This is a genomic window from Mucilaginibacter sp. UYNi724, from assembly GCF_054057495.1.
Map to the genome: position 1 here is coordinate 495599 of NZ_JBSRZI010000002.1, position 25082 is coordinate 520680.

The following is a 25082-nucleotide window of genomic DNA, read 5'->3' on the forward strand; positions in this document are numbered from 1 at the left end:
CCATTGGCTGGTGCGCATAACTGGTTATTCAAAACTACCCGATTAGCGTTTACTATAAAATGGACTATTTGATAAATAAAATGTATATTTTGACTTGCAAGCCCGCGGTGTAAAACCATATTTAATTTTTTGTTGCTATTTTTCGGGACTGAAGCCATGATCAACTACTACAAATATCTACCGGTTAGTAAAGAAGACGAGCGCTGGGGCCTAACGGTGCTAAACGCCGGCTGTACACATGTGGGCGCATCAAACGCGTATCCTTTAAAAGACCACCCGGCTCACCATAATTTTAGCTGGAACAACTGGCGGGTATTGCAAGAGTACCAGCTTGTTTATATCACTAACGGGCAGGGGGTTTTTGAATCGGAAAGTTTTGGGGAAACCGACATTAAGGCAGGTACCGTTATGGTGTTATTCCCAAACGAAAAGCACCGCTACAAACCCGACAGCCAAACCGGCTGGGATGAGTATTGGGTGGGTATAAAAGGCCCCGTGATAGATAACCTGGTTACATCCGGTTACCTCAAACCCGGTAGTCCCTGCCTCTATATTGGTTTTAACGAGAGTGTACTAAATATTTATAACAACATCATAGCCGAGACAAAGAAAGAAAAACCCGGCTATCAACCCCTCATTTCGGGCGCGGTGATGCACTTGGTAGGTATTTGCCATGCGGCAATAAAACAAAGCGCGACAGAAAATAAAGAAGAAGAAGTTATAATTGATAAAGCCCGGTTACTTTTCCGCTCCAACATCAGCAATGCATACTCGGCAGAGCAAGCCGCTAAAGAATTAAATGTGGGATATTCGAGGTTTAGGAAGCTGTTTAAAAATTACACGGGCCTATCGCCGGGCCAATATTATTTACAGTTAAAAATTGAACGCGCGAAGGAGTTATTAAGCAATGGCCATACCCCGGTTAAGGAGATCTCAATCGATCTGAATTTCGATTCGAGTTTTTATTTCTCCAAGATCTTTAAGGAAAAGACCGGCCTGCAGCCCACCGAATACAGGAAGCGCAGTAACAATTTGGTTTGATGATAATCTAAACCGCGAACATTATGGAACTTTTAACCCGCTGTTAAAAACTAATTGAGAGCGAAAATTTGGTTAGGTAGCTAATTTTTCATCATATTTATAATCAAACATAACCTTAAGTATATGGGCCTATTTAGTAGACTGCTGAACGAATTTATTGATGTAATTGAATGGGTTGATAACACCCAGGATACGCTGGTTTGGAAATTTCCGCGCAATGATAACGCCATTAAAATGGGCGCCAAGCTTACGGTGCGCGAATCGCAAGTAGCTGTTTTTATGAACGAAGGACGCATTGCAGATGTTTTTACTCCGGGCTTATACGAGTTGCAAACCCAAAATATGCCCATACTCACCACCTTAAATAGCTGGAAATATGGTTTCAACAGCCCGTTTAAGGCTGATGTTTATTTTGTAAGCACCCGCCAGTTCACCAACCAAAAATGGGGCACCAAAAACCCGGTTATGATCCGCGATGCCGAGTTTGGCCCCGTAAGGTTACGTGCGTTCGGTTCGTTTAACTTTAGGGTACATGATGCTAAACAGTTCCTGACAGAGATAGCAGCCACCAACCCGCAATTTATTGTTGAAAATATTAATGAGCAGCTGCGCAACCTGATTGTGGCACGCGGTATGGATGCTGTAGCGCAATCAAAAATATCGATCCTTGACCTTGCTGCCAATTACGACGAAATGGGCCAGCTGATCTCAGATAGCATCCAGCCCGATTTTATTGAAATGGGATTAAACCTGACTAAGTTATTGGTAGAGAATATCTCGCTACCGCCAGAGGTCGAGCAAGTGCTTGATAAGCGGAGTGAAATGGGCATTATTGGAAACCTTGGCGCTTACGCGCAGTTTCAGGCTGCTAACGCGATTGAAAAATCGGCAGAAAACTCTATTGGCGGCAATTTGGGTGCGGCAGGTATGGGCCTTGGCGTTGGTGCCGCCATGATGGGACAAGTGGGCAACGTGTTTAAACCAACCCAGTTTGACCCTAATGCCGACGCGGCCGAAGCTGCCCCTCCTATCCCCCCGGCACAATACCATGTTGTTAAGGATGGAAAATCTGACGGGCCGCATACGTTAAGCGACATCGATAAAATGATAACTGCTAACGCGATAACTAAAGATACTATGGTTTGGAAAAAAGGAATGGCCGGGTGGGCAGCTGCTGGTAGCGTTGCCGACCTTACCGGCTTTTTTGATAACGAGCCGCCACCAATAGCATAACCTATACCGAAACCTTATTACATGAGCGACCTTACAAAGCCGTCGGAAATTAGCAATGAGCTAAAGTGCAAGGGCTGCGGTGCGTTACTGCACTTTGTACCCGGCACTAATAACCTGCAATGCGATTACTGCGGCGAAAACAACCCCATAGAACAGCAAGAGGAAGCGGTAATTAGATCGTTTGACTATGAGGATTATATTGCCGGCATTGATGCAAGTAAGCAGCTTGATAGCCATAAGGTTGTAGACTGTAATAACTGCGGGTCGCGTACGGTGCTCGATTCTTTTGTAACGTCAGATAAATGCCCGTTCTGCGCATCACCATTGGTTTTAAACCTGGAAAGCGGTTTACAATACGTGCCGCCGCATTATATTTTACCGTTTGAGGTTACCAAACAACAGGGTGCAGCATTTTTTAACAAATGGCTGGCCGGTCTATGGTGGGCACCAAACGACCTGGCTAAAAAAGTAAGCAACAGTTCATCTGTACTAAACGGTGTTTACCTGCCCCATTGGGCGTACGATACCAATACCCTTACCGATTATACAGGCGAACGCGGCGATTATTATTATACAACCGAAAGTTATACTGAAACAGTTAACGGGCAAACGCAAACCAAAACCCGCCAAGTACGCCACACCCGCTGGAGCGACGCATCCGGGAGGGTGCATTGTAAATTTGAGGATCTTATAGTCCCGGCAAGTACATCATTGCCCGAAGTAACGCTGGTAAAGCTTGAGCCCTGGAAATTTAGCAACCTGGTAAAATTTGACGAACGCTATACCAGCGGCTTCCGGTCAGAAACCTACCAATTGGACCCAGAGAAAGGATTTTTAAAAGCAGAGGAACAAACTGTTGCCGAAATTGAAGATACCATCCGGAGGGATATTGGCGGCGATGAGCAGCGGATAAATGACACCACTACCCAATACAACGATAAAGCCATTAAATACATTATGCTGCCGGTATGGGTAAGCGCTTACAATTACAACAATAAAGTTTACCAGTTTACAGTAAATGCCAGCACGGGCGAAGTTATTGGTCAGCGGCCTTTAAGCTACATTAAAATAGCGCTGGCTATTTTATTTGCTATAGCGGTAATAATCGCAGCGGTAATTTATTTTCAAAGCGTAAACACAAATCCTCAATAGTCGGGCGGTAGTTATAAAGTAGTTAAAACTGCATGGCAAATTGTAAACCCAATACGCCATCCTGGTAAGACGGCAGTAATATCGAACTGCTTTTCTTTTCTTTTTTTAACTCATAAGGCACATCGCGGTTTTGCTCTTTATACCGCCCGGCTTTAAAAAGGCGGTTACGGATGTATGGGTACAGTAAATATGCCGCCTTGGTAGACAAGATACCGAAACCTGCACCTGCCACAACATCGCTAAACCAATGATTTTGGTGGTAAATACGGAATAACCCCGTGGTAGTGGCAAAGGTATACCCGATGATACCGTAATAAACAGATTTCTCATTAAGCTCCTGCGCCATAAACTCGGCACCTAAAAACGAGTTTGAGGTATGGCCCGATGGGAACGAGTAATTATTGCTGCCGTTTGGCCTAAGGCGGTGGGTCGCGTTTTTTAATCCGAAAACAGCAAGGTTCATCATCCCCTGCGCCATTACGTAAATAAGCGTACGATCTACAAAGGTATTTTTGCCATGAACGCCAACCAGGTTAACGGCATAAACTATTACTACGGGCGCGTACTGAAAATAATCTTCGTAGTGCTTCTTGGTAGAAAAATTATGCTCGTTAGCTTCCTTGTAAATATATCGGTCGAATCGTTGCAGGGGTTTAAGGGCGAGAGAGCTTAAGCCATAGCCAACCAATATAGCAGGCGGTATCAATGCCGCGGTTTTACTGCGCAAATGTTTTACAGTATCTGGCGCGGTAAAAAGATCTTTTTTAAGGGTATCAACAATGATCACCTTCCTAACCGTATCGGTAGGTACGGTTTGCGCAGTCGCGTTAAAACAAATAAACAGCAAAACAATGTAGAGTGCTTTTTTCAACAGGGAGATATTATAATATTAAACCGTTCTTTAACAACGGTTAACACTGAACGGGAAAATACTATTTATGTTTTGACGGATTATTAAGTTTAAGATGACAACCTGCGGGGGCGTTTAGGCCGGTCGGGTGTATCAGCCGATGCAGCTGGTTTTGAGTATGGCCTTGGGCTTGGCGTTTTCTTTACGGGCTGGTCTTCGGTAATATTTAAAGTAAGTTCGCGGCCTTGAAACATAGTACCATCTAAAGCAATTACCGCATTTTCGGCACTTATGCGGTCTTCCATTTCTACAAAGGCATATCCTTTGCAAACGCGCGTTTTTTTATCGCGTACAATTTTTATGGTGCTCACAGCACCATGCCAGCTTATTAGCTGCACCAGTTCCATTTCGGTAATATCAAGCGGAAACCCGCCGACGAAGATCTTTGTCATAAGTAAATACAACGCAATATTAACTATTCTTGTTATTTAACAAAAACATACGGGTAATTGTTACATGCAGATGGCTAAAACAATTATAGTAAGATATTTATTTAATAGCTATGATAACAGTAGTAGGGATCTTTGAAAAAGCCGAACTTGCCGAAGAGGTAAGCTCATACTTATTAGCAAATGGGTTTACAGGCGAAAATGTAGACATCCACACGCATGGCGATAAGCAGGACGACCAGAACCGTATAGGTGATTTTTTTAGCCAACTGGTAGATGATGACAACCGGGCAAAGCATTTTGCATCGTTGGGGCGAAACGGATCTATCTTGACTGTGCATGCCAACTCCACCCGCGAAGCTCAAGAAGCGGCAGATGCCCTGAACAACTACGGCGCCATAGACGTTAACGCAAGCGACGACAGCCCATCGCATAGCCAAATGATAGAAAGGATCGTGGCGGATGACATGAGGTTGCGGTAAATAATCTTATGAGCCATGATGTTACTAAAAGTTCTTAATAATTTAATGCCTAACTAAATAAAGTCTCTTTATTTAGTTAGGCATCCATTTTTTCGGGCTTACGTAAGTAGATATCTATTAATTTTTTGGTGTGTAATTACAACTTATTTCCCTTCGAATTATAACCGATGTTATAGCCTTTACATTTCAGATTATCCTAAATGAAAAACGTACTTCCAGGAACGGCATAATTCCAGGCTAATGTCATTCAATTCTCATTAATTTTTTTCTATTAAAATGTTTGGTTTGGATGTTCGTCATCATCTTATGGCAAAACGGCTTCCTCTTATCCTATTACTTTGGTTATTCACCGACATTTACTTTTTCCAGGTTGTAAAAACAATTACTGCAAATCCGGTCATCCACCTGGCTTATCGTTCTATAGACATCATTCTTTTATTCGGAGTGGTATTGATAATGTTATTGCCACGCGGCGGTAAAATCGCCCAAGTAATCATAACCGGTCTTATGGCATTTATGTTATTAACTTTTGTGCCCCGCCTGTTCTCGCTCCCGGTATTACTTATCGAAGACCTTATTCGCCTTTTTAGGGGCTTCCCGCCGCGCGCAATATGGGTGAGCCAGCTTACTGCAGTGTTTGCAGCAGTTATATTGCTGGTTGTATTATTTGGCATTACGCGTGGCCGGCATTTTTATCGTGTACGCCGCGAAATACTATATTTCGCCGATCTGCCGGAGGCTTTTGATGGGTTTACAATAACGCAGCTCTCGGATATTCATTCAGGTAGCTTTAGCAGCGATGCAGGCGTACAAAAGGGTGTTGATATGGTTAATGACCAAGCCAGCGACCTTATCTTATTTACAGGCGATCTGGTTAATAACAAAGCTTCTGAAATGGACCGCTGGATTTCGGTATTTGCTAAGCTTAAGTCTACCTATGGCAAATTTTCAGTATTAGGCAATCATGATTACGGCGACTACGTGCAATGGGAAAGCGAAACTGCGAAGCAAAACAATCTTGTCCGCTTAAAACAGGTGCATGGCGATATTGGATTTAAATTATTGCTAAACCAGGCCATCAGTATTAAAAAAGACGGGCAGCACATTTGCCTTATCGGCGTAGAAAACTGGGGCAAAGGCGGTTTTCATAAATATGGCGACCTGGAAAAGGCAGCAGCCGGACTAAGCCCGGACAGCTTTAACATCCTAATGTCGCATGATCCCTCTCACTGGGACGCGGTAACACTGGGCCATCACAAACATATCCACTTAACACTTGCGGGCCATACCCACGGAATGCAATTCGGCATCGAATTGTTTGGCTTTAAATGGAGCCCGATCAAATATGTGTATAAGCAATGGGCCGGGCTTTATGAACAAGCCGGAAAATACCTTTATGTAAACCGCGGGTTTGGTTTTTTAGGCCTTAAAGGCCGCATAGGCATGTGGCCCGAAATAGCTGTAATTACGCTTAAACGCAGGTTGGCGTAATTTATAAGAAATCCCACCAAACGGCCCTCTTTGGCGGGTCACCCAAGGTATACGGCTCCCCAATACGCGGCACATTTACTTGTATGCCTAATTTATCGGCAGCTGGTAACAGTTTTTTTATAGGTGCGTTCCAGGCATGGTCAGATGCCTCAAACTTTGCCCAGTGAATAGGTTGTAGTAAACCTGCCCGCAGGTCAACAGCTGCCTGGGCAGCTTGCCCAAGCGGCAAATGTGCCCATGGCCAATTGGGGCTGTACTGGCCACATTCAAGTAGCGCCATATCGAAGGGGCCATATTGCTCCCCAATTTGTTTAAATAGTGGCCCATAACCACTGTCGCCACTGTAAAATAACCTGTAGCAATCTGCCTGTATTACATAAGATGCCCAAAGTGTTTTATTTGCTTTAGTATAAGTGCGGTTACTACGATGCTGCGCCGGTGTAGCGGTTACTTTAAGGCCATTGGGCAACGTTACCGATTGGTTCCAATTAAGTTCCATAATCTTTTTAGGGTCATACCCCCAATAAACGAGATCAGCACCTACACCCTTTGGCACTATCGCCATTTTGATACGGCTTTTCAATTTTTTTAGGGTGTTATAATCCAGGTGGTCGTAGTGATCATGAGATATTATAAGCACATCTATTGGCGGCATATCCTCTGCATGGTAATTTGTGGTGCCTTTAAATGCCCTAACTACCCCAGGTATTGGCCCTGCATGGTTATTAAAAATAGGATCAATAAGTATGTTACCCTGCCCGGTTTTAATTAGCAAAGACGAATGCCCAAACCAAACGATTGTTGGCGCAGGTGACGCCAGTGCCTTAAGATCGGTTTTTACCCATGGAAGTGCATGGGAAGGCCGGGTTATTTTAGAACGGTTGTGGAATAACAACAGTAATTTATTGCGCTTTACGGTAGAATCAGACAGTTCGGCTATATTTTCAAAAGCGCCATTTTTGAAATTAGGTAAGGTGTCTAAACCGGCAAGCGATTCACCCTGCGGGTTTTTACCTACCGATTTCACCAAACCACAGCCGGCATTTACCATCAGCAATAGCACAAACGTAAAAATCCCCAAACACCAATACTTCATACATTAAAAGGCTAATAACGTTAAGCCCTGCCGATTATTTCCCGATAACAGATAATACGAATGGTTTAGCCTGCAAAGACTGATTAATTTTCTTGAGATATGTTATCAAGCAAACAACTTTTAAAACCTGAACACGAAAAAGCCAAATCGATAACACGTCTTAAATTGACTCAAAAGTTTTTAATTAGGGCTTTACGGGTTCAGCATATCTAATTTATTTTCAATTGTTTAATGTATTATCTACTTTTATATACGTTTCAATTTAGAAATCGTTTTACAGCCTTTAATTCAGTACCAAAAATGAAAAGGAAAATTTTTATTTCGAATGTGCTAACACTTGCAGCAATACCACTGGTTGGAAAATCTTTCGACAGGCAAAATAATATGAAAACAGGTAAAGGTTTTAAAACCAATAACGGAGAGGGCAGGCTGCATGGCCATATTAAACTAAAAGGTGTTAATGCAAATATACTGGATGTTAAAGTATCCGGGACAGACACTGATGGAAATATTGCAGTTTTTGAACAAACAAGTCTTTCGCAAGGCAGAGGGACGCCTTTGCATATCCATTATGCGCAGGACGAAATATTTTATGTACTGGAGGGAGAATACTATTTTAGAGTGGGTGATGATAAATATCATCTTTCTACAGGTGATAGTATTTTCCTGCCGATGAAAGTTCCACATGCGTGGACTCAGGTTTCAGAAAAAGGTAAGATGACGGTTACTTTTCAACCCGCAGGCAAGATGGAAAATTTCTTTGTTACCCTGGCGGGGTTAGATCATCAACCAAATCATGATGAACTGGCTAAACTTTTCGCAGATAACGAAATGCAGATTGTAGGACCGCCGCTAAAAATTGAATGATATTGGCTATGGTCGGTGCCACCACCTCACCATTTACTTTAAACTTTTCAAACAAAAAAAAGCCTCCTGAATTTCTTCAGGAGGCATCCGGGTAAATGATGGGGCTCGAACCCACGACCCTCGGTACCACAAACCGATGCTCTAACCAACTGAGCTACATCTACCGTATTGGAGGCTGCAAAAATAGAAATCTAAACCCAATTTGCAAAGCATTTTTTAAAATTACACTCTGCTTACCTGTTTAACAGGGCCTTAGATTAAATTTGTAGCTATGTCAGAGCAGTTAGTGGAGTTGAATGTTACCGGGATGCATTGCAATAATTGCGCGATGAGTATCCATAAATTACTGGAAAAGAAAGGCTTGCAGGATGTATTAGTTAGTTTTGCGTCCGAAGAGGTAAAATTTAGCACTGCCGATCAATCTATCCTGCCACAGATCATCAAAGATATTGAGGGCCTCGGCTTTAAAGTTGTTGATGAAGAGAACATCCAGCCCACCCCGTTTTACGACAAGGTGGAGAATAAATTTATTTTCTGCGCCATTTTTACCACCCCGCTCCTGCTGCATATGCTGTTCCCATGGCATTTTCTGCATAACCCGGTAGTACAGTTGATATTATGCCTGCCCGTTTTCTCGGTTGGCTGTCTGCACTTTGGTAGAAGCGCCTACAGTTCCTTAAAAAATGGTGTACCCAATATGGATGTGCTCATCTTCGTAGGTTCAACCTCAGCGTTTATATATAGCTTGGTGGGCACCGTTCAAAACCTTGGCGAGCATTATCTTTTCTATGAAACTTGCGCAACCATCATCACATTGGTATTGTTAGGTAACGTGCTGGAGAAACGTTCGGTTAACCAAACAACATCAGCTGTTAAAGATTTGATGAAATTTCAGCAGGTAAATGCCAACCGGGTTATCAACGGCGGTATCGAGGTGATAAGCGCTAAAGATGTATTATCCGGCGATACCCTTCTGATTAACGAAGGCGACCAAGTGCCTGTGGATGGCGAAGTTATATCCGGCGATGCATTGATAAATGAAGCCATGATAACCGGCGAGAGCATCCCGGTGGTTAAAACCAAATACGATAAGGTAATTGGCGGCACCATCCTGCAACAGGGTAACATCCGTATTATGGCTACCAAAGTAGGCTCTAACAGTACGCTGTCGCAGATCATCGACCTGATGAAAAAGGCGCAGGCCGCCAAACCACCCGTTCAAAAACTTGGTGACAAGGTAGCCTCGATATTTGTACCTGTAGTGATCCTTATAGCCCTTGCAACCTTCGTTATTACTTATTTTGCTACCGATGCCGGCCTGCAACGCTCTATGATGCACGCTATAGCAGTGCTGGTTATCTCCTGCCCTTGCGCTATGGGTTTGGCTACCCCTACTGCGGTAATGGTGGGTTTAGGTCGTGCGGCTAAAAACGGTATTTTAATAAAAGGCGGCGATACCATCGAGGCGGTTGCCAATACCAAATATGTGCTATTTGACAAAACAGGTACGCTTACCACGGGCAAATTCAGTATCCATAACATTAAACCCGAGGAAGGTTTTACCATGGAGCACATCCGTGGCGTAATAACTGCTATAGAGGAACGTTCTAATCATCCGATTGCTAAATCTATGGTGGTCGAACTACAATCGTTACCACAAGATAAACTGATACTCCGCACCGTTAAGGAAGAAAAAGGTTTAGGGATGCGCGCCGAGGATGTAGATGGCAACAACTATTTCCTGGGTACTGCTAAACATAAAACCCTGGATAACTTTAATTTGACCTTGTACCGCAACCAGGTGCGCATGGCGCAAATAGCGGTTGATGATACCCTAAAACCAGATGCCGCAGGTTTGATAGCCCAGCTGAAAAAAGACGGTATTACCCCGGTATTGGTGAGCGGCGATAAAAAAACACGCTGCCTGACTGTAGCGACAGTGCTCGGCATTACCGAAGTACATGCCGAAATGCTGCCCGATGATAAGCTTAAGGTGGTTGACATGTACCGCAAAAAGGGTAAAACCATTATGATAGGCGACGGTATAAACGATGCCCCTGCCCTAACCCAGGCAGACGTTGGCGTATCTATGAACGATGCCAGCCAAATAGCTATCCAGTCGGCTAAGGTGATTTTGCTGAATACCGATCTGCAATCGGTAGTGAAGTTTTTGCAGATAAGCAGGCATACTCTACTTACCATCAAACAAAACCTGTTTTGGGCGTTCGCTTATAACATAGTAGCTATCCCGGTTGCCGCGCTTGGCTTTTTAAACCCAATGGTAGGTGCTTTGGCAATGGCTTTCTCTGATGTGATCGTAATAGGTAACTCGTTACGGTTAAAAGTAAAAAAAGTTGATAGGTAATGGTTCATAGATCATAGTAGCTTCAATTCAGTTGTGGTATCATAAAGTTTTATATTTTTGGGTTTTTATAAAGCTGATCGGTTCTCCTGTGATCAATGAACCATCAACCACAAGCTAACAAATGATAGAAATTTTTACAGATGGTTCGTCAAGTGGCAACCCGGGTCCGGGTGGTTATGGGGTTATTATGCGTTCGGGGCAGCATTATAAGGAGCTTTCTGGCGGTTTCCGTAAAACCACCAACAACCGTATGGAACTTCTGGCCGTTATCACCGGGCTGGAAGCTATCAAATCTCCAAACCAGCATGTTACCATCTTCTCCGATTCCAAATACGTTATTGACGCGATTGAAAAACGTTGGGTAAATGGCTGGGTTACCAAAGGGTTTGTAGGTAAAAAAAACAAGGACCTTTGGATGCGGTACCTAAACATCGCTAAAGTGCACCAGGTAAAATTTGTTTGGGTGCGCGGCCACAACGGCCACCCCGAAAACGAGCGCTGCGACCAGTTAGCCGTAGCCGCCGGCAAACAAAAAGACCTGCAGATAGATTCGGTATTTGAAATGGAATCTGCCAAAGCGGGCGCGTAATATATTATCGTCCGTTTAATTCAATCACTTCCAATGCTTCTATTTTATTGCCATTAACGCTAAATCTTACTAAGGTACGCACCTTGTGCCATCCTTGTTTACCCGCTGCACCCGGGTTTATATGCAGGCAATTTATCTTTTTGTCAAAAATAACTTTTAAAATATGCGAGTGCCCGCTGATAAATAACCCCGGAGGCTTAGTGTATATTTCACTCTTTACATTGGGTGCATATCTGTCGGGATAGCCCCCTATATGTGTCATCCAAACATCCACCTTTTCGCACATAAAACGCAAGTGCTCGGGGTACACCTGGCGAATGTCTTTTCCGTCGATGTTACCATAAACGCCTTTAAGCGGTTTAAAGGCCGCTAGTTTATCAGCAAGTTCAATATCCCCAAAATCACCGGCATGCCAGATCTCGTCGCAGTTTTCGAAATGCTTAAAAACGGCATCGTCAAGGTAACCGTGGGTATCTGATATTAGGCCTATGCGGGTCATGCAACTTGAGGATTTAAAATGTACGTCACGATTGCCATCGGGATTAGATTTAAAATATTGTTAAAAAATCCTTTAATAAATATTGATACTGTTTTGCGTAAACTTTTGGATCATCATAAATAAACAACTCTTCCTGTAACAGGTCCTTTTGCTCTTTACCAAAAGTTATTATTTCCCTATGCGGATCAGAATGAATAAAAGATTTTATTGAAATAATTTTTTGCAAGTATAACTGGTAAGTTGGCAATAACTTTTTGATCAGCGCAACTGTATCCAAAGGCAGAATTAACTGGCAAGTGCCGGGATCTGTTAAATATTTGGCGGTGTATTTTAGCATTCTTTCAAAAAACGCAATACCTGTGTGCCGTGCCAGGCTTTTTTTATCATTTGCCGATATCAGCGAATCTAAAAAGAACGGCGGGTTTGATACGATAAGGTCAAATTTAAACCCCTTATGTCCTTCAAAAAAATCTTCGAACGAGTTTAAATGAGCAGATAACCTGCTGTTAAATTTGGAGTTATTAAAATTCTCGCCGGCTATTTTAGCGGCGTCCTGATCAATTTCTACCGCATCAATTTTAGCGGTTTCAAACCGTTGTGCCAGCATCAGGGAAATTACGCCGGTGCCGGTTCCAATATCAACAATGCTTTGTGGATTATGGACATGTGCCAGGGCGCCAAGCAACACGCCGTCGGTGTTCACCTTCATGGCGCAACCGGTTTGGTCAACATCAAATTGTTTGAATTTGAAGATACTCACTCTTACCTGGTTTTAAATAAACCATATTTCAGGATGCAGTAAATAGCGCGCACGCCATCCTTCCACCCTATTTTCTTGCCATCCTCGTAAGTACGGCCGTAATAGGAGATCCCCACTTCGTAGATACGGATGCGGGGGATGCGGGAGATCTTAATAGTTACCTCCGGCTCAAAACCAAAGCGCTGCTCCTCTAATTTAATAGACTGTATCAACTTGGTATCGAACACCTTATAGCAAGTTTCCATGTCGGTAAGGTTAAGGTTACTCATCATGTTTGATAAGAAAGTTAACCAGCGGTTACCTATGGTGTGCCAAAAAAACAAAATTCTGTGTGGATTGCTACCCATAAAGCGCGATCCATAAACCACATCGGCAAAGCCGTTGCAAATAGGTTTCAGCAGGTCGTTATATTCCGATGGATCGTACTCCAGATCGGCATCTTGTATAATGGTGTAATCGCCCGTTGCTTGCGCGATGCCCGTGTGCAATGCCGCACCTTTACCCCTGTTTACCGGGTGTTTAAGGTATTTAATGTCGATATCGTGATGTTGGGCCTGGTAACCGGCAACAGCTTGTTCCGTATTATCGGTAGAGCAATCATCCACAATAATGATCTCTTTTTGGATGTTATCAACCAGCTCCACAGCTTTTATCTTGTTCAAAATGAGGTGGATGGTGCCGCCCTCGTTATAAGCCGGGATAATTATTGATAATTTACCTATTTTCATCATGGATTATAAAATGCCAAATTAATGCTATCGCGAATGAAGCAAAGCCTCAAAAAGCCAAAAGTACTGATATTAATGGCTATTTTATTTGCTTTGCTGCTATGGTTTGCACTTTGTTTACCCAAGCCGTTATTTAGCAGCCCCACCTCCTTTGTTATCGACGACGACCAGGGGCAATTACTTGGCGCCTCCATCGCTACTGACGGACAATGGCGATTTCCTTATAACGCTGATGTGCCCGAAAAATTTAGTAAGTGTATTATCGCTTTTGAGGATAAAAGGTTTAACAACCACCGGGGGTTCGATCCGCTGGCGTTTGGACGCGCCATAAAACAAAATATTAAAGCTAAGAGGGTAACCAGCGGCGGCAGCACGTTAACCATGCAGGTGATCCGCCTGAGTACAAGAAATAACCGCACCGTATGGAACAAACTTGGCGAGATCTTTAGGGCCATGCGACTGGAAATTACCTATAGTAAAAAAGAGATCATGGCGCTATATGCCAGCAACGCCCCTTTTGGCAGTAATGTTATAGGCTTAGACGCCGCATCGTGGCGGTACTTTGGCCGCGGGCCAGATAAGCTCTCCTGGGGAGAGATGGCTGCGTTGGCGGTATTACCCAACTCCCCCTCATTGGTACACCCAGGTAAAAACAGGTTGTTTTTATTACGCAAACGGAATACCCTGCTCGATAAACTTTTCCAACAGGGCATCATAGACAGCACCACGGCATCGCTTGCCAAATTTGAACCCGTGCCCGAAAAGCCTATGGCCCTGCCCCAAATGGCCCCGCACTTACTGCAACGTTTTAAAGCTGATTTTAAAAGCAACAAACAGGCTTTAACACGCCTAAAAACGACCCTCAAAAGCAATTTACAGGAACAGGTTGCCGATATACTGGAAAAGCATCACCAGGTTTTAAAAGCTAATGACATTAACAATATAGCCGCTGTAGTGCTTGATGTAGAGACCGGCGCAACGCTGGCCTACCTGGGCAATATATCGCACCGCGAAAACCCTGAAATGGAAAGTGATGTGGATGTTGTGGATGCCCCGCGCAGTCCGGGGAGTACATTAAAGCCTTTACTGTATGCCAGCATGCTGCACGATGGGTTGATACTACCCAATAGCCTCATCCCGGATGTGCCTACGCAAATTGCAGGTTATCACCCCGAGAACTTCGACTTGGGCTATGATGGTGCGGTGCCCGCATCTAATGCACTCTCCCGCTCGCTGAATATACCGGCAGTAAAAATGCTGCAGCAATATAAGTATGAACGTTTTTATGACAAGTTGAAAAAAGTTGGCATCAGCACGCTAAACCAACCTGCTGACCATTATGGCCTATCCCTGATATTGGGTGGCGGCGAAAACACCCTTTGGGAACTTACGGGCGCTTACGCGGATATGGCGAGGATACTTAACCATTACAATAAAACAGCCAGGTACGACCCTGACGATTACCATGCCCCGGTTTATGCCCTATCGCCAACAGAAAAACGAAAAGCAGAAAAAAACGGATTGCTGGATGCCGGCTCCATATTTTATACCCTGCAAGCCATGGAAGAAGTGATGCGCCCCGGCGAAGAAATGCTTTGGCAGCAGTTTAGCTCTACCCAGCGCATCGCATGGAAAACGGGTACAAGTTTCGGTTTCAGGGATGGATGGGCAATTGGCATCACCCCAAAATATGTGGTTGGTGTTTGGGTAGGCAATACCGACGGCGAAGGCAGACCGGGTTTAACGGGCATCCATACCGCCGCGCCGGTGCTATTTGATATTTTCCGCCTGCTGCCTGCCGCACGAGAGTGGTTTGATACTCCCACCGGCGAAATGGTAAAGATAAACGTATGTAAAGAAAGCGGTTACCGCGCGGGGCCAAATTGTGAACACCCGGTTGAGCAATTAGTACCTAAGAGCGGTTTAAAAGCGCCTGTTTGCCCGTGGCATAAATTGGTTCACTTATCTGCCGATCAAAAATTTCAGGTGACGGGTAACTGCACTTCGCCGGATAATATGCTCAACAAAAGCTGGTTTGTGCTGCCGCCATCCATGGAGTATTATTACAAAACCAAAAACTACCAGTACCACACCCTGCCGCCTTTTGCCCCCGGCTGCGAACAGGCCGAAGCTAACCCTATGGAACTGATCTACCCGAAAGATGGCGCGAAGATTTACGTGCCGTTAGAAGCTGATGGTAAACGGGGCAGGTTAATTTGCAATGCCGCACACAGGCAAAGCGGTATCAAGATCTTTTGGCATTTGGACGATAAGTATATCGGCGAAAGCGGTGCCTACCACCAAATGGCTTTAAACCCGGTGCCGGGCAAGCATAAGCTTACTTTGGTAGACGCTAACGGCAACACCGTGCAAATAAATTTTGAGGTACTGGATAAGAATAAATAACTTAGTACCATGCTTGAACAATACGACCTGAGCAACCTGATGGTACTGGATATTGAGACCGTACCTCAATACAGCAACTATGATGATATGCCCGACAACCTGCAGGAACTTTGGGCGCATAAATCGCAATACCAGCGTAAGGACGAAACGCCTAAAGAGTTTTACGAACGCGCAGGCATCTGGGCCGAGTTTGGGAAGATCATCTGTATCTCGGTAGGGATATTTACCAATGGCAAACGCCCCGGATTGCGCATAAAATCATTCGCAGGGCACGATGAGAAGGAACTATTGGATGATTTTAGCAAGATGTTGACCGGGCAGCCGCTAAGCATGATCCTTTGCGCACATAATGGCAAGGAATTCGACCTGCCGTACATTTGCCGTCGCATGCTGGTCAATGGCGTGCAGTTCCCGCCGCATTTACAGATTCAGGGCAAAAAGCCTTGGGAGATTCCTCACCTGGATACCATGGAGCTTTGGAAATTCGGCGATTATAAAAACTACACCTCGCTGAGTTTGCTAACCGCGATATTTAACATACCCACACCTAAAGACGATATTGATGGCAGCCAGGTTGGCCACATTTACTGGGTAGATGACGACCTACCGCGCATTTGCACCTATTGCCAAAAAGATGTGGTTGCCACCGCGCAACTCATCCGCAGGTACCGGGGCGAAGATCTGATAACGGAAGATTGTATCACTATAGTTTAATTAAAAATCAACAACATGGAACATAAAGGCATCTCCCTCCGCCCGTTTATCGGCGCTAAAGATTTTAAAATTTCGCGCAGCTTTTACCGCGACCTTGGCTTTGAGGAAACCGTTTTATCGCACAATATGTCGGTTTTTAAAAGCGGCACGCTAAGCTTTTACTTGCAAGATTTCTATGTAAAAGACTGGATAGACAACACCATGCTTTTTATGGAGGTAGATGACGTGGAAAGGTTTTGGCAGGAACTTGTGGCTTTAGACTTGCCCGGCAAGCATAAAAATGTAAGGCTAACCCCTATCAAAACCGAGCCTTGGGGCAAGGAGTGTTTCGTGCACGATCCATCGGGAGTGCTGTGGCATTTTGGCGAATTTGTGAAATAGACTATTCTTCAGTCTCCATTGAATGCCGCAAGTATGCTTTGGGGTTATCCAGAAATGATTTGGTGAGTGAAAAATGCTCCGTTTCCTGGTAAGTGCTGGTGAGATCAAATTTAACATTCTTGAGCGATTGATAATAATAATTGTCAATCTTCGCATACGTGTGCTTTGCATGCCTATTATATTTTAAATGTTCACGTTCACGGCCGTGACCGCATTGAAAAAATTTTAAATATTTGATAATCAAATATTTAAAATTTTGTACTGACTGACAAAATAGCGCCACCAAACTTGCGGGATAATATGCTTAAGAAACGTTTTGCCTATCGCGTGAAATAATTACGTACATTGTGGGACTACGCCGATCCTGTTACCCATATACATCTTTACTACTCCCTTCCAAATGAAAATTACTTATCCCAACAGCTTGGGTACTTCGGCTATTCGTACAATTTTTATCAATCAGTTAAGCATCTTATATGCGGCGAAACATCATCTTATTAAAAGCATCCCAATTTTTATCAGCCATGCCAATTTCGGGGTCCTTGTTCTTGCTTTAAGCGAGGAATTGGATGATACTAACGAGCAATTAAAATGCTTGAAATCGGTATTTTCGCAACTTAACGAGTCCGCATTAACGGAGTGCTGCCTTGGCATGAACGTAATTATCGAAGAAGCTTTTACCCAGATAATTTATCAGGAAGACGCACATTATCAAAGTGATATGTCGATTATTTTGTACATGAATGTTGTAGAAAACATGCAAATAGGTGCGGGAAGGATCCTAAACATGATCGCCCAAAAATTAGCATACCAATAATACCAGCACCTAATAGCGCAATGCATGGATATGAGCCACGATAATGCTAAATTGTTCCACCACGTTGCGGAAGAATACTTAACGGAGGCAGTTTAGGCTAACGTATTTCAAACGACAGGTAAAAATAATCTCTATAGTTCCCTATCTATTACTGTATTATCCAGACCATCCGCATTATCCAAGTTAGAATGCCAATTTTTATTTAGTTACCTTTTTAACAGCCATAAAGTCTTTTATTGGTTCAACGCTATCATTCCTTGCTATCCAAGTATGGCCAGTGATGCTTATTTTTAACAAATCAACAGTTTTGGAAATTTTGTCTGGGTAATAGCTTTGTTCAAACAATACCATCCTTTTAATATAATCGAATGCTGAAATATCGTTTTTCATAGCGATTAAAATCTCGCCTTCATTCAAAAGCTTAATATGATCTGTAATACCCATATAACAGTATTGATTTTTTGTCGATTGGTGGGAAATTGATATTTGACCACCATTATCTACATCAACGTAAAAGACTACAGTTTTTAAAAAAGCTTTATTATATTTAAACCCCATGAAGCTAACCCTTCCTAATAAGTTATTATTAGGAGGAAACCTGTCTAAGGTTCGTTTCAAACTAAATTGACTCAGAAAGGATAGGTAAAAGTCGCCCATCGCATTTTCAAAATGTTCAGAAGCTATATCTAAATCATTAAATTTCATCAATGATTCATTTGCGATGGCTGTTAAATAGAAGTCATTCCATCCAGATACAGCGAACCAATTTTTTTTTACTTGGTGGATTTTGCGGATATTTTGATTAATTCCTTTACCAAGGTATCTCATATTATCAGCTCCAATGTAAAATCGATTTTGACTAATTCTTATAACTATACATGTGGCGAACGATTCAAAACTTAGCGTTAATAGCAATAAGACGGTGAATATTGCTTTTGTTGATATAATAGTCATTTTCATTATTAATCGTATCAGATTCGAAATATAGGTATTTATTAAATAGAACATAATTATAAAAAGTTATGCATTTTTTGAAAAAAGAACTAAATCTATTCTGCTTTACGCATCAGCATGTCATCAATAAGTTTTGAATACCTTTACTGATTCATATGTCTATTCATCATCAAGATGGCCGTACTCGCTCAAACTGTGTTAATTCAAATAACACTTAACTGTTTTTATTATAGTCCAAAGATGCCAGGGCAAATATTTCTTTGCAACAAAAAGAATTACGAAAAAGCCGCATCGAAGTGATGTTAAGTTGATCAACTGCCAAACGGATTGTTAAGCAAGCATCATATTAAGACAGTTTTATGATTTAATAGGTTCTCTTAACGATTTCCTTTCGCTTATACGCTTTTCATTCCCGATACATATATCTGGAGAAAGAGGTTTTGAGGTCGAATATCTTTGCATCGCTCGTAAATATTTTTATATCGAGCGCGGCATTTATTATTTGGTAAGTACACAAAATTTTTCGTGTGCTTGGATTGCTCCATGGCAATGAGGCAGTTGCAGTCTGCTGCTTCTTCGTATTTTGTCTTCCTTGGAGGCTTTGTATCCAGCGCCGGTCCCGATAGCTATCGGGACGAACCGGCACAGTTTCCAACAGTGATTATACTAAATAACAAAGCCCCGATTTTCATCGAGGCTTTGTACCCAGCGCCGGAGTCGAACCGGCACGGTTTCCCACAGGTGTTTGAGACCAGCGCGTCTACCAATTCCGCCAGCTGGGCATGTTGTAACCAGCTCGTTTACCACCCCGATAGCTATCGGGGCCGCCAGCTGGGCATGTTCTTAAGCAAGTCTTTTGCTTAGAAGCGGGCTGCAAATGTATCTAAACTCTCTTTAATTCGCAAAAGATATTTTTGCCTGTAGTAAATATTTGCAATGTGGTTTAGCCTGTCTTCTTTTGCGGTATCGTTAAGGGTTTCGTAATCGCTTGTAACGCCGTTTAGCTCCTCGGTCATATCACCCTCAATTGCAGCAACTTCGGCACCAATAGCGCCAAATTGTTCTGCGTTTTCAATTTCCATAAGACGTTCATTAATGTCCATCATCTCCATTAAAAAATCTGCCGGGAGCGCCGGTTTTGCACCTTCGCTTACCAACTCGTGGAGTTTTAAAATGTATTCGAGGGTCTTATTTGGGTCGCTTAAGGTTTGATAAGCTTTATTATTTAGGGTGGATAGCTCTAAAATTTCCTGCTGCTTTTCATCATCCGAATTGGCATGGAAATCGGGATGAAACTGTTTACTTAAAGCGTAAAACTGTTTTTTTATCTGTGCGGCGTCCGGCTTAAAGGATTCCGGGATGTTATAAAATTCAAAATAATTCATCGGTACAAAACTACTCATTTTTGATGGCTGAAATTTAATTTACCTTAGCACAATAACAAAGCCGAAATTACTATATGCCGGTATTTTACGACCAGATGAACAATGCCGTTAATTTGCCCGATACTCCGCGGCGAATCATCTCCATTGTACCATCCCAAACCGAACTTCTATTTGACCTTAGCCTGGGCGGGCAAATTGTTGGCATTACCAAATTCTGCATCCACCCGGCCGATAAAGTTAAACAGGTAGCCAAAGTTGGCGGCACCAAGCAATTAAACCTGCAAGCTATCTATAAGCTAAAGCCCGACCTGATCATAGCTAACAAAGAAGAAAACGAGCAAAGCCAGGTTGAAGAGCTAATGCGCCACTACCCCGTTTGGGTAAGCGATATACACGACCTGCACAGCGCCCTCAGCATGATCAATAAACTTGGCGAAGTAACCGGCAAACAAACCGAAGCCTCGGCAATATCTAACGAAATATTTAAACGGTTTGGATACATTAAACCAATAAGCAAACAAACGCGTGTAGCTTATTTTATTTGGCGAAAGCCTTACATGGCCGCAGGGCAAGGCACCTTTATAAACAGCATGCTTAAACTATGCGGCTTAACAAACGTACTATCGGCAGGCCGCTACCCGGAGTTAACCATTGATGAAATCAAAGCGGCAAGGCCGGATGTGATACTGCTCTCATCAGAACCCTACCCCTTCGCCCAAAAACACATTAACGAGTTTAAGAAGATGCTGCCGGATGCCAAAGTATTATTGGTTGATGGCGAATTGTTTTCATGGTACGGAAGCCGCTTATTGCATTCGCCGGGCTATTTTAATAAGCTTATAGATAAATTAACATCAATGTAATGAGGCAGATAAATAAAAAAGTATAATTGAATTTTAATATGTTGCATTTTACGCTATCTTTGCACTCTCTTAAAAAACCAAACGCGGAAGTGGCGTAATTGGTAGCCGCACCAGACTTAGGATCTGGCGCCGCGAGGCGTGGGGGTTCGAGTCCCTTCTTCCGCACAAAGTTTAAAGCCGTTAACTGAATAAGTTAGCGGCTTTTTTTGTGCTTACAAAGCCACGTGCAACCTAAAGCCAAAAGGTTACCTCATGATGCAGACGCATTCGCTAATTCAAACGCACCATCCACTCATTGTATTAAAACCATTTAATTAAACCGCTCATATTGTGCTTAATATCAAAAAAAACACTATGAAAACTTTAAAACTATTTACAAAGCCATTGCTTTTAGCAATGATGGCAGGCGCGATTATCAGTTCTTGCTCAAAAGAGGCAGGCCCAAAAGGCGATGCCGGAACGCAAGGTGCCCAGGGCACAACAGGCGTTAAAGGTACCGACGGCAATACCGTTTTATGCGGCACCGTATCACCTGCAGCAACCACAGGTGCTATCGGCGACTTTTATATTAACCTTGCCACAAGTTTGTTCTACGGGCCAAAAACAAACGCAGGATGGGGCGACGGTGTATCTTTAAAAGGTGCTAAGGGTGCTACAGGCACAGCCGGCAGTAAGATCCTGGACGGTGCAGGAGCCCCTGCCGCAACCCTTGGCGCCACAGGCGACTATTACCTTGATAAAAACAGTTCGTCATTCTACGGGCCTAAAATTAGCACGGGCTGGGGTATTGCAGTATCGTTAAAAGGTGCAACAGGCGCTACGGGAAGTGCGAACGTAATATACTCGGGCTGGAGTTTCGCAGCTAACTTTAAGGATAGCATTGTGGATAATTCTGCAATTAAGGTGGGGCATCTTAACGTGCCGGCGCTTACTACTCCCATTCTAAATTCTGGTACGGTATTGTTGTATTTAAATTATGGCGGTGGCGTAATTCCGTTGCCTTACAACAGTTATGCAGGTGGTAAAGCAAATATCATTTCCTTTTTACCTAAGCTTAAGCAAATTGTAATAACCCGTTTCACGCTCGATAATTCTAACACTGTGCCATTATCAACGATAATCCAATACCGTTATATCATTATACCGGGCGGCACTGCAGCACCAACGGCAGCAAAACGGCCAAACTTAGCTAATTACCAGGAGGTTAAGGCGTATTACAATATTCCTGATTGATCAATGTGAGTTAATTAAAAAGCCCGGCCGCATGTTTGTGCGCCGGGCTTTACTGTTATTGATCTTTGGGGGATTGTCTATTTATCTTTTCTTCCACTGCTGCTCCAGCATTTTCATAAAATAACCGCCAACCACACTTCTCGCCTGGAAACCTACCTGTTTGCCGTCGGTAGTTTCGTGCCAGTCGCTGATAGGCACGCGTGACGGGGTTTCGATAGCATATTTATAGATTGGATCTGTTAATGCTTTAAAGTCTGCAGGATTGTCTGCAAGCGTTGCCGTCCAAATTATCCAGTCGGATTTTGTGTATGTTTTGCGGCTATCCAACGGCAAACCGTATTCATTTTGCTTGGTAAGGTAATATTTTATCTCCCTGGTGTAAACCTCTTTCGGGAAAATGTTAAGGTTTAGCAATTTGTCCCAAACCAGGTTATATTTTTGGCTCCAGGTGTCCGGCTTCTCAAATACCAGCGAGTAATGGTCGCCGGCATCAGCCATCTTCATCCATTTAGCTACAAAATCTTTAGCAGTTGCGTGATACTTTGCTGCGGTAGCTTTATCGCCCAGCATATCGGCAAGCATAGCGTACGCTGCAATGCCGTTAATAGCTTTTAATGATAAATTCGCATTACGCGCCAGGTGGCCTGCAAAATCATCGGTACAAAGCTGGTTGGCCGGGTCAAGGCCTTCTTTAATCAGATAGTTTGTCCAGGTGGTAAGTGTTGCCCAATGTTTTTTGGCGAATAAGGCATTGCCCTCTGCTTTAGCTATAGCCGCGGTAAGCAACAGCATATTGCCGGATTCCTCTACCGGCATACCCTCGCCATAGGTTTGGCCGTTGGCGAACGGATAAGTACCGAGATCATGCGCGGCAAACGGGTGTTTAAACTTACCGGTTTCGCTAAATTCAAAAATGCCGTTCAACATACCTTCGGCAAGTTTAGGGTTATAAATCAGGAACAATGGTGCAGATGGATAAGTAACATCAACCGTATTGATAAAGCCACCGCTAAAGTTTTCTTTTGATAACCAAAGCACTTCGTTTTTTGGACTGCGCGCAAGGATATGTGCGGCAATGGCCTGGCGATAGGCAATAGCACATAGTTTGGCATATTCTAACCCACCCGATGCTGATGCTTTAACATTCATGGCGTTATCAAACGCTACGCATTTGTCCATGACGGCTTTGTAATCGATAGTGGCCTGTTTAAGTTCGCCGATGATGGTTTTCTTGCCATCGCGGTTCCACCACGGCCTTAGATTTTTACCGAAGTATTGAACCGAGTATATATCGTCGTAACCTAATTCAATAAATTTCTCTACAGATGCACTGCCTACCTTACCAAAAGGAATAACGGTATTCAGGAACACAGAAGTACCGCCGGGAGTGGTAGATATTTTTTTGTTATTGATGAAAGAGCTTGCAGCCTCATCATCATTGGTGATGTATTGCGATGCTTTGGATGCTAAAGGCGCCGCTACATAAAGGTATCCCCAATCGATACGCATATCATCACCTTTCTTTTGCAGGATGGGCTGCTCCTTAGTACCAACTTTAAGTATCGATAAGTTACCTGATGTCAATTTCTGAGCTGTTACTGCCTGGTTTGGTTTATAGCGGGCCAGATCTGCCGATGCACCTAAGTACACCTCCACATCGTGGCTTTTGCCATCGTTTGCCTTTACGCTGTAAGTAACATAGCTAACCGGGCGCGAAAGCAGGTTAAGATTATCCATTAATAATGGCGAGGTGAAGGTAACTTTCAGGTCGGCATCGCCACAGGAAAACGAATAAATGGTTTGTGTAGCGTTGATGAGCACACCGGTTTGGCGTGCCATTTTAAGGCCTTTGGTATCCAAAGGTTTAACTTCATCTGCGAAGCCGGCATCAAGCCATGCGCCACCACCTGTGTTTACACAATGCATAGCCAGCACGTTCTCACCTTCTCTAAGTTTGCTTGCAACACCTTCATCTATCTTAACCGGCAGCAGGTCGCCGTTTGCGCCTTTACTGAGGTTGATCCGTTCGCCATTCAGGAACACCTCGGCATCATCATCGTGGTGAAGCTTTAAAATAAGCTTATTTATAGGTTCTGATTTTGTGTAAGTAAACGTGCGCCGCACAAATATATCGCGGCTTTTCCAAAGCGTTTTTGCCAATGATGCATCATCGCTAAATGGCGCGGTGCCTGTTTTCCAGGCGTTATCGTCAAAACCTGTTTTCTCCCAACCCTCGGCAGGGATCACTTCAGTGTATTTAACGCTGTATGGTTTGGTTTCGCCATCTGCCAAAACGGTGCGGTATGTTACTGGCTGCTGGCCCATAAACCTGTAAGTTTCGCCATCAACCTTTATCAGTCCCAATAAAGATTGGTTTTTACCTGTCCAATGATGGGTTGTCGACTCGTTTAGGTTATCGGTATTAGACCAGATGCTAAAATACGTGTTATGCGTTATTAGCGGATACGCCGGGGCCTTAGTAGCCTGCCCATGCGCATGCTGATTTATAAACGCACCTGCAAGCAGGCAGGCGATTCTCAAAGTGCTTTTCATAGTTAGATGTTAATTTGACAGTTTAAAATTGAACCGCAATTTAACGATTTAGCTTAATAATTGTGGCTTTTGTGTGTATGTTTCCCAAAGTAATTCGCCAAACAGCGTATTTGCCCATGCAAACCATTTACGGGTAAACTTAGTAGGATCATTTTTGTGGAATGACTCGTGCAT

At 43.4% G+C, this 25082-nt stretch carries 24 protein-coding genes and 3 tRNA genes; 15 read left to right on the forward strand and 12 right to left on the reverse strand.

From position 1 onward, the window contains the following. The first annotated feature begins 129 nt into the window (after positions 1–129). The 3 genes from ACVW0P_RS05125 to ACVW0P_RS05135 all read left to right on the forward strand — a co-directional run bounded on the left by ACVW0P_RS05125 (position 130) and on the right by ACVW0P_RS05135 (position 3426). Positions 130–1041 (forward strand): AraC family transcriptional regulator, encoded by a 912-nt coding sequence (locus ACVW0P_RS05125; RefSeq protein WP_457131122.1) that lies wholly within the window; start codon positions 130–132, stop codon positions 1039–1041. A gap of 123 nt (positions 1042–1164) precedes the next feature. Continuing rightward, complete coding sequence (locus ACVW0P_RS05130; protein ID WP_457131123.1) at positions 1165–2274, forward strand: SPFH domain-containing protein; 1110 nt, start codon at positions 1165–1167, stop codon at positions 2272–2274. Between the two features lie 21 nt (positions 2275–2295). Next, on the forward strand, positions 2296–3426 hold the full coding sequence (locus ACVW0P_RS05135; protein ID WP_457131124.1) for a hypothetical protein: 1131 nt from the start codon (positions 2296–2298) through the stop codon (positions 3424–3426). Positions 3427–3448: 22 nt separating this feature from the next. On the opposite strand, the gene ACVW0P_RS05140 is transcribed toward ACVW0P_RS05135, so the two are convergent. Together ACVW0P_RS05140 and ACVW0P_RS05145 are read right to left on the reverse strand one after the other, a co-directional pair. Then, entirely contained in the window at positions 3449–4297 is an 849-nt protein-coding gene (locus ACVW0P_RS05140) for a phosphatase PAP2 family protein (RefSeq protein ID WP_457131125.1), read from the reverse strand. Positions 4298–4386: 89 nt separating this feature from the next. Beyond that, positions 4387–4728: an RNA recognition motif domain-containing protein gene (locus ACVW0P_RS05145; protein WP_354430581.1), complete on the reverse strand. Its 342-nt coding sequence runs from the start codon at positions 4726–4728 to the stop codon at positions 4387–4389. Between the two features lie 110 nt (positions 4729–4838). Between ACVW0P_RS05145 and ACVW0P_RS05150 the strand changes: the two genes are divergently transcribed. Together ACVW0P_RS05150 and ACVW0P_RS05155 are read left to right on the forward strand one after the other, a co-directional pair. After that, positions 4839–5207, forward strand: a complete 369-nt coding sequence (locus ACVW0P_RS05150; protein WP_457131126.1) for a hypothetical protein — start codon at positions 4839–4841, stop codon at positions 5205–5207. A 306-nt stretch (positions 5208–5513) separates the two neighbouring features. Continuing rightward, entirely contained in the window at positions 5514–6698 is a 1185-nt protein-coding gene (locus ACVW0P_RS05155) for a metallophosphoesterase (protein ID WP_457131127.1), read from the forward strand. A 1-nt stretch (position 6699) separates the two neighbouring features. Here ACVW0P_RS05155 and ACVW0P_RS05160 read toward each other — a convergent pair whose 3' ends face one another. Further along, positions 6700–7794, reverse strand: coding sequence for an MBL fold metallo-hydrolase (locus ACVW0P_RS05160; RefSeq protein ID WP_457131128.1), 1095 nt, complete (start codon positions 7792–7794; stop codon positions 6700–6702). A gap of 300 nt (positions 7795–8094) precedes the next feature. On the opposite strand from ACVW0P_RS05160, the gene ACVW0P_RS05165 reads away from it, so the two are divergent. Beyond that, on the forward strand, positions 8095–8661 hold the full coding sequence (locus ACVW0P_RS05165; protein WP_457131129.1) for a cupin domain-containing protein: 567 nt from the start codon (positions 8095–8097) through the stop codon (positions 8659–8661). 90 nt (positions 8662–8751) lie between these two features. On the opposite strand, the gene ACVW0P_RS05170 is transcribed toward ACVW0P_RS05165, so the two are convergent. After that, positions 8752–8825: transfer RNA gene (locus ACVW0P_RS05170), tRNA-His, on the reverse strand. A gap of 107 nt (positions 8826–8932) precedes the next feature. Here ACVW0P_RS05170 and ACVW0P_RS05175 point away from each other — a divergent pair. Continuing rightward, entirely contained in the window at positions 8933–11026 is a 2094-nt protein-coding gene (locus tag ACVW0P_RS05175) for a heavy metal translocating P-type ATPase (protein ID WP_457131130.1), read from the forward strand. Positions 11027–11147: 121 nt separating this feature from the next. After that, positions 11148–11615: a ribonuclease HI gene (gene rnhA / locus ACVW0P_RS05180; protein ID WP_457131131.1), complete on the forward strand. Its 468-nt coding sequence runs from the start codon at positions 11148–11150 to the stop codon at positions 11613–11615. 4 nt (positions 11616–11619) lie between these two features. Here the strand turns inward: rnhA and ACVW0P_RS05185 are convergent, their stop codons facing one another. From ACVW0P_RS05185 to ACVW0P_RS05195, 3 genes are read right to left on the reverse strand one after another with little or no spacing between them, the layout of a single operon-like run. Then, positions 11620–12114, reverse strand: coding sequence for a metallophosphoesterase family protein (locus ACVW0P_RS05185; protein ID WP_354430588.1), 495 nt, complete (start codon positions 12112–12114; stop codon positions 11620–11622). Between the two features lie 49 nt (positions 12115–12163). Then, positions 12164–12874: a tRNA1(Val) (adenine(37)-N6)-methyltransferase gene (locus ACVW0P_RS05190; protein ID WP_457131132.1), complete on the reverse strand. Its 711-nt coding sequence runs from the start codon at positions 12872–12874 to the stop codon at positions 12164–12166. Positions 12875–12876: 2 nt separating this feature from the next. Continuing rightward, complete coding sequence (locus tag ACVW0P_RS05195; protein ID WP_457131133.1) at positions 12877–13605, reverse strand: glycosyltransferase family 2 protein; 729 nt, start codon at positions 13603–13605, stop codon at positions 12877–12879. 33 nt (positions 13606–13638) lie between these two features. Between ACVW0P_RS05195 and pbpC the strand changes: the two genes are divergently transcribed. The 4 genes from pbpC (at position 13639) to ACVW0P_RS05215 (ending at position 17920) form a co-directional block, all read left to right on the forward strand. Then, positions 13639–16008: a penicillin-binding protein 1C gene (gene pbpC / locus ACVW0P_RS05200; RefSeq protein ID WP_457131134.1), complete on the forward strand. Its 2370-nt coding sequence runs from the start codon at positions 13639–13641 to the stop codon at positions 16006–16008. A gap of 9 nt (positions 16009–16017) precedes the next feature. Further along, positions 16018–16722, forward strand: a complete 705-nt coding sequence (locus ACVW0P_RS05205; protein WP_457131135.1) for a 3'-5' exonuclease — start codon at positions 16018–16020, stop codon at positions 16720–16722. 15 nt (positions 16723–16737) lie between these two features. Continuing rightward, positions 16738–17103, forward strand: coding sequence for a VOC family protein (locus ACVW0P_RS05210; protein WP_457131136.1), 366 nt, complete (start codon positions 16738–16740; stop codon positions 17101–17103). Between the two features lie 400 nt (positions 17104–17503). Further along, positions 17504–17920, forward strand: coding sequence for a DUF892 family protein (locus ACVW0P_RS05215; protein ID WP_457131137.1), 417 nt, complete (start codon positions 17504–17506; stop codon positions 17918–17920). A gap of 198 nt (positions 17921–18118) precedes the next feature. Here ACVW0P_RS05215 and ACVW0P_RS05220 read toward each other — a convergent pair whose 3' ends face one another. From ACVW0P_RS05220 to hscB, 3 genes are all read right to left on the reverse strand, one after another. Continuing rightward, positions 18119–18748 carry a hypothetical protein gene (locus tag ACVW0P_RS05220; RefSeq protein WP_457131138.1) on the reverse strand — a complete coding sequence of 210 codons (630 nt, stop codon included), beginning with the start codon at positions 18746–18748 and terminating at the stop codon, positions 18119–18121. 828 nt (positions 18749–19576) lie between these two features. Beyond that, positions 19577–19656 (reverse strand) — tRNA-Leu (locus ACVW0P_RS05225). 78 nt (positions 19657–19734) lie between these two features. After that, the gene (gene hscB / locus ACVW0P_RS05230; RefSeq protein WP_457131139.1) at positions 19735–20277 is read right to left on the reverse strand and encodes a Fe-S protein assembly co-chaperone HscB; all 543 of its coding nucleotides are present in this window, start codon (positions 20275–20277) and stop codon (positions 19735–19737) included. 56 nt (positions 20278–20333) lie between these two features. Between hscB and ACVW0P_RS05235 the strand changes: the two genes are divergently transcribed. From ACVW0P_RS05235 to ACVW0P_RS05245, 3 genes are all read left to right on the forward strand, one after another. After that, positions 20334–21122 carry a helical backbone metal receptor gene (locus ACVW0P_RS05235; RefSeq protein WP_457131140.1) on the forward strand — a complete coding sequence of 263 codons (789 nt, stop codon included), beginning with the start codon at positions 20334–20336 and terminating at the stop codon, positions 21120–21122. 83 nt (positions 21123–21205) lie between these two features. After that, positions 21206–21287: transfer RNA gene (locus tag ACVW0P_RS05240), tRNA-Leu, on the forward strand. A gap of 189 nt (positions 21288–21476) precedes the next feature. Next, entirely contained in the window at positions 21477–22355 is an 879-nt protein-coding gene (locus ACVW0P_RS05245) for a hypothetical protein (protein ID WP_457131141.1), read from the forward strand. An 81-nt stretch (positions 22356–22436) separates the two neighbouring features. Here ACVW0P_RS05245 and ACVW0P_RS05250 read toward each other — a convergent pair whose 3' ends face one another. Together ACVW0P_RS05250 and ACVW0P_RS05255 are read right to left on the reverse strand one after the other, a co-directional pair. Beyond that, on the reverse strand, positions 22437–24908 hold the full coding sequence (locus tag ACVW0P_RS05250; protein WP_457131142.1) for a glutaminase domain-containing protein: 2472 nt from the start codon (positions 24906–24908) through the stop codon (positions 22437–22439). 48 nt (positions 24909–24956) lie between these two features. Then, the coding region (locus tag ACVW0P_RS05255; RefSeq protein ID WP_457131150.1) for a glycoside hydrolase family 125 protein at positions 24957–25082 on the reverse strand (126 nt) is incomplete at its 5' end.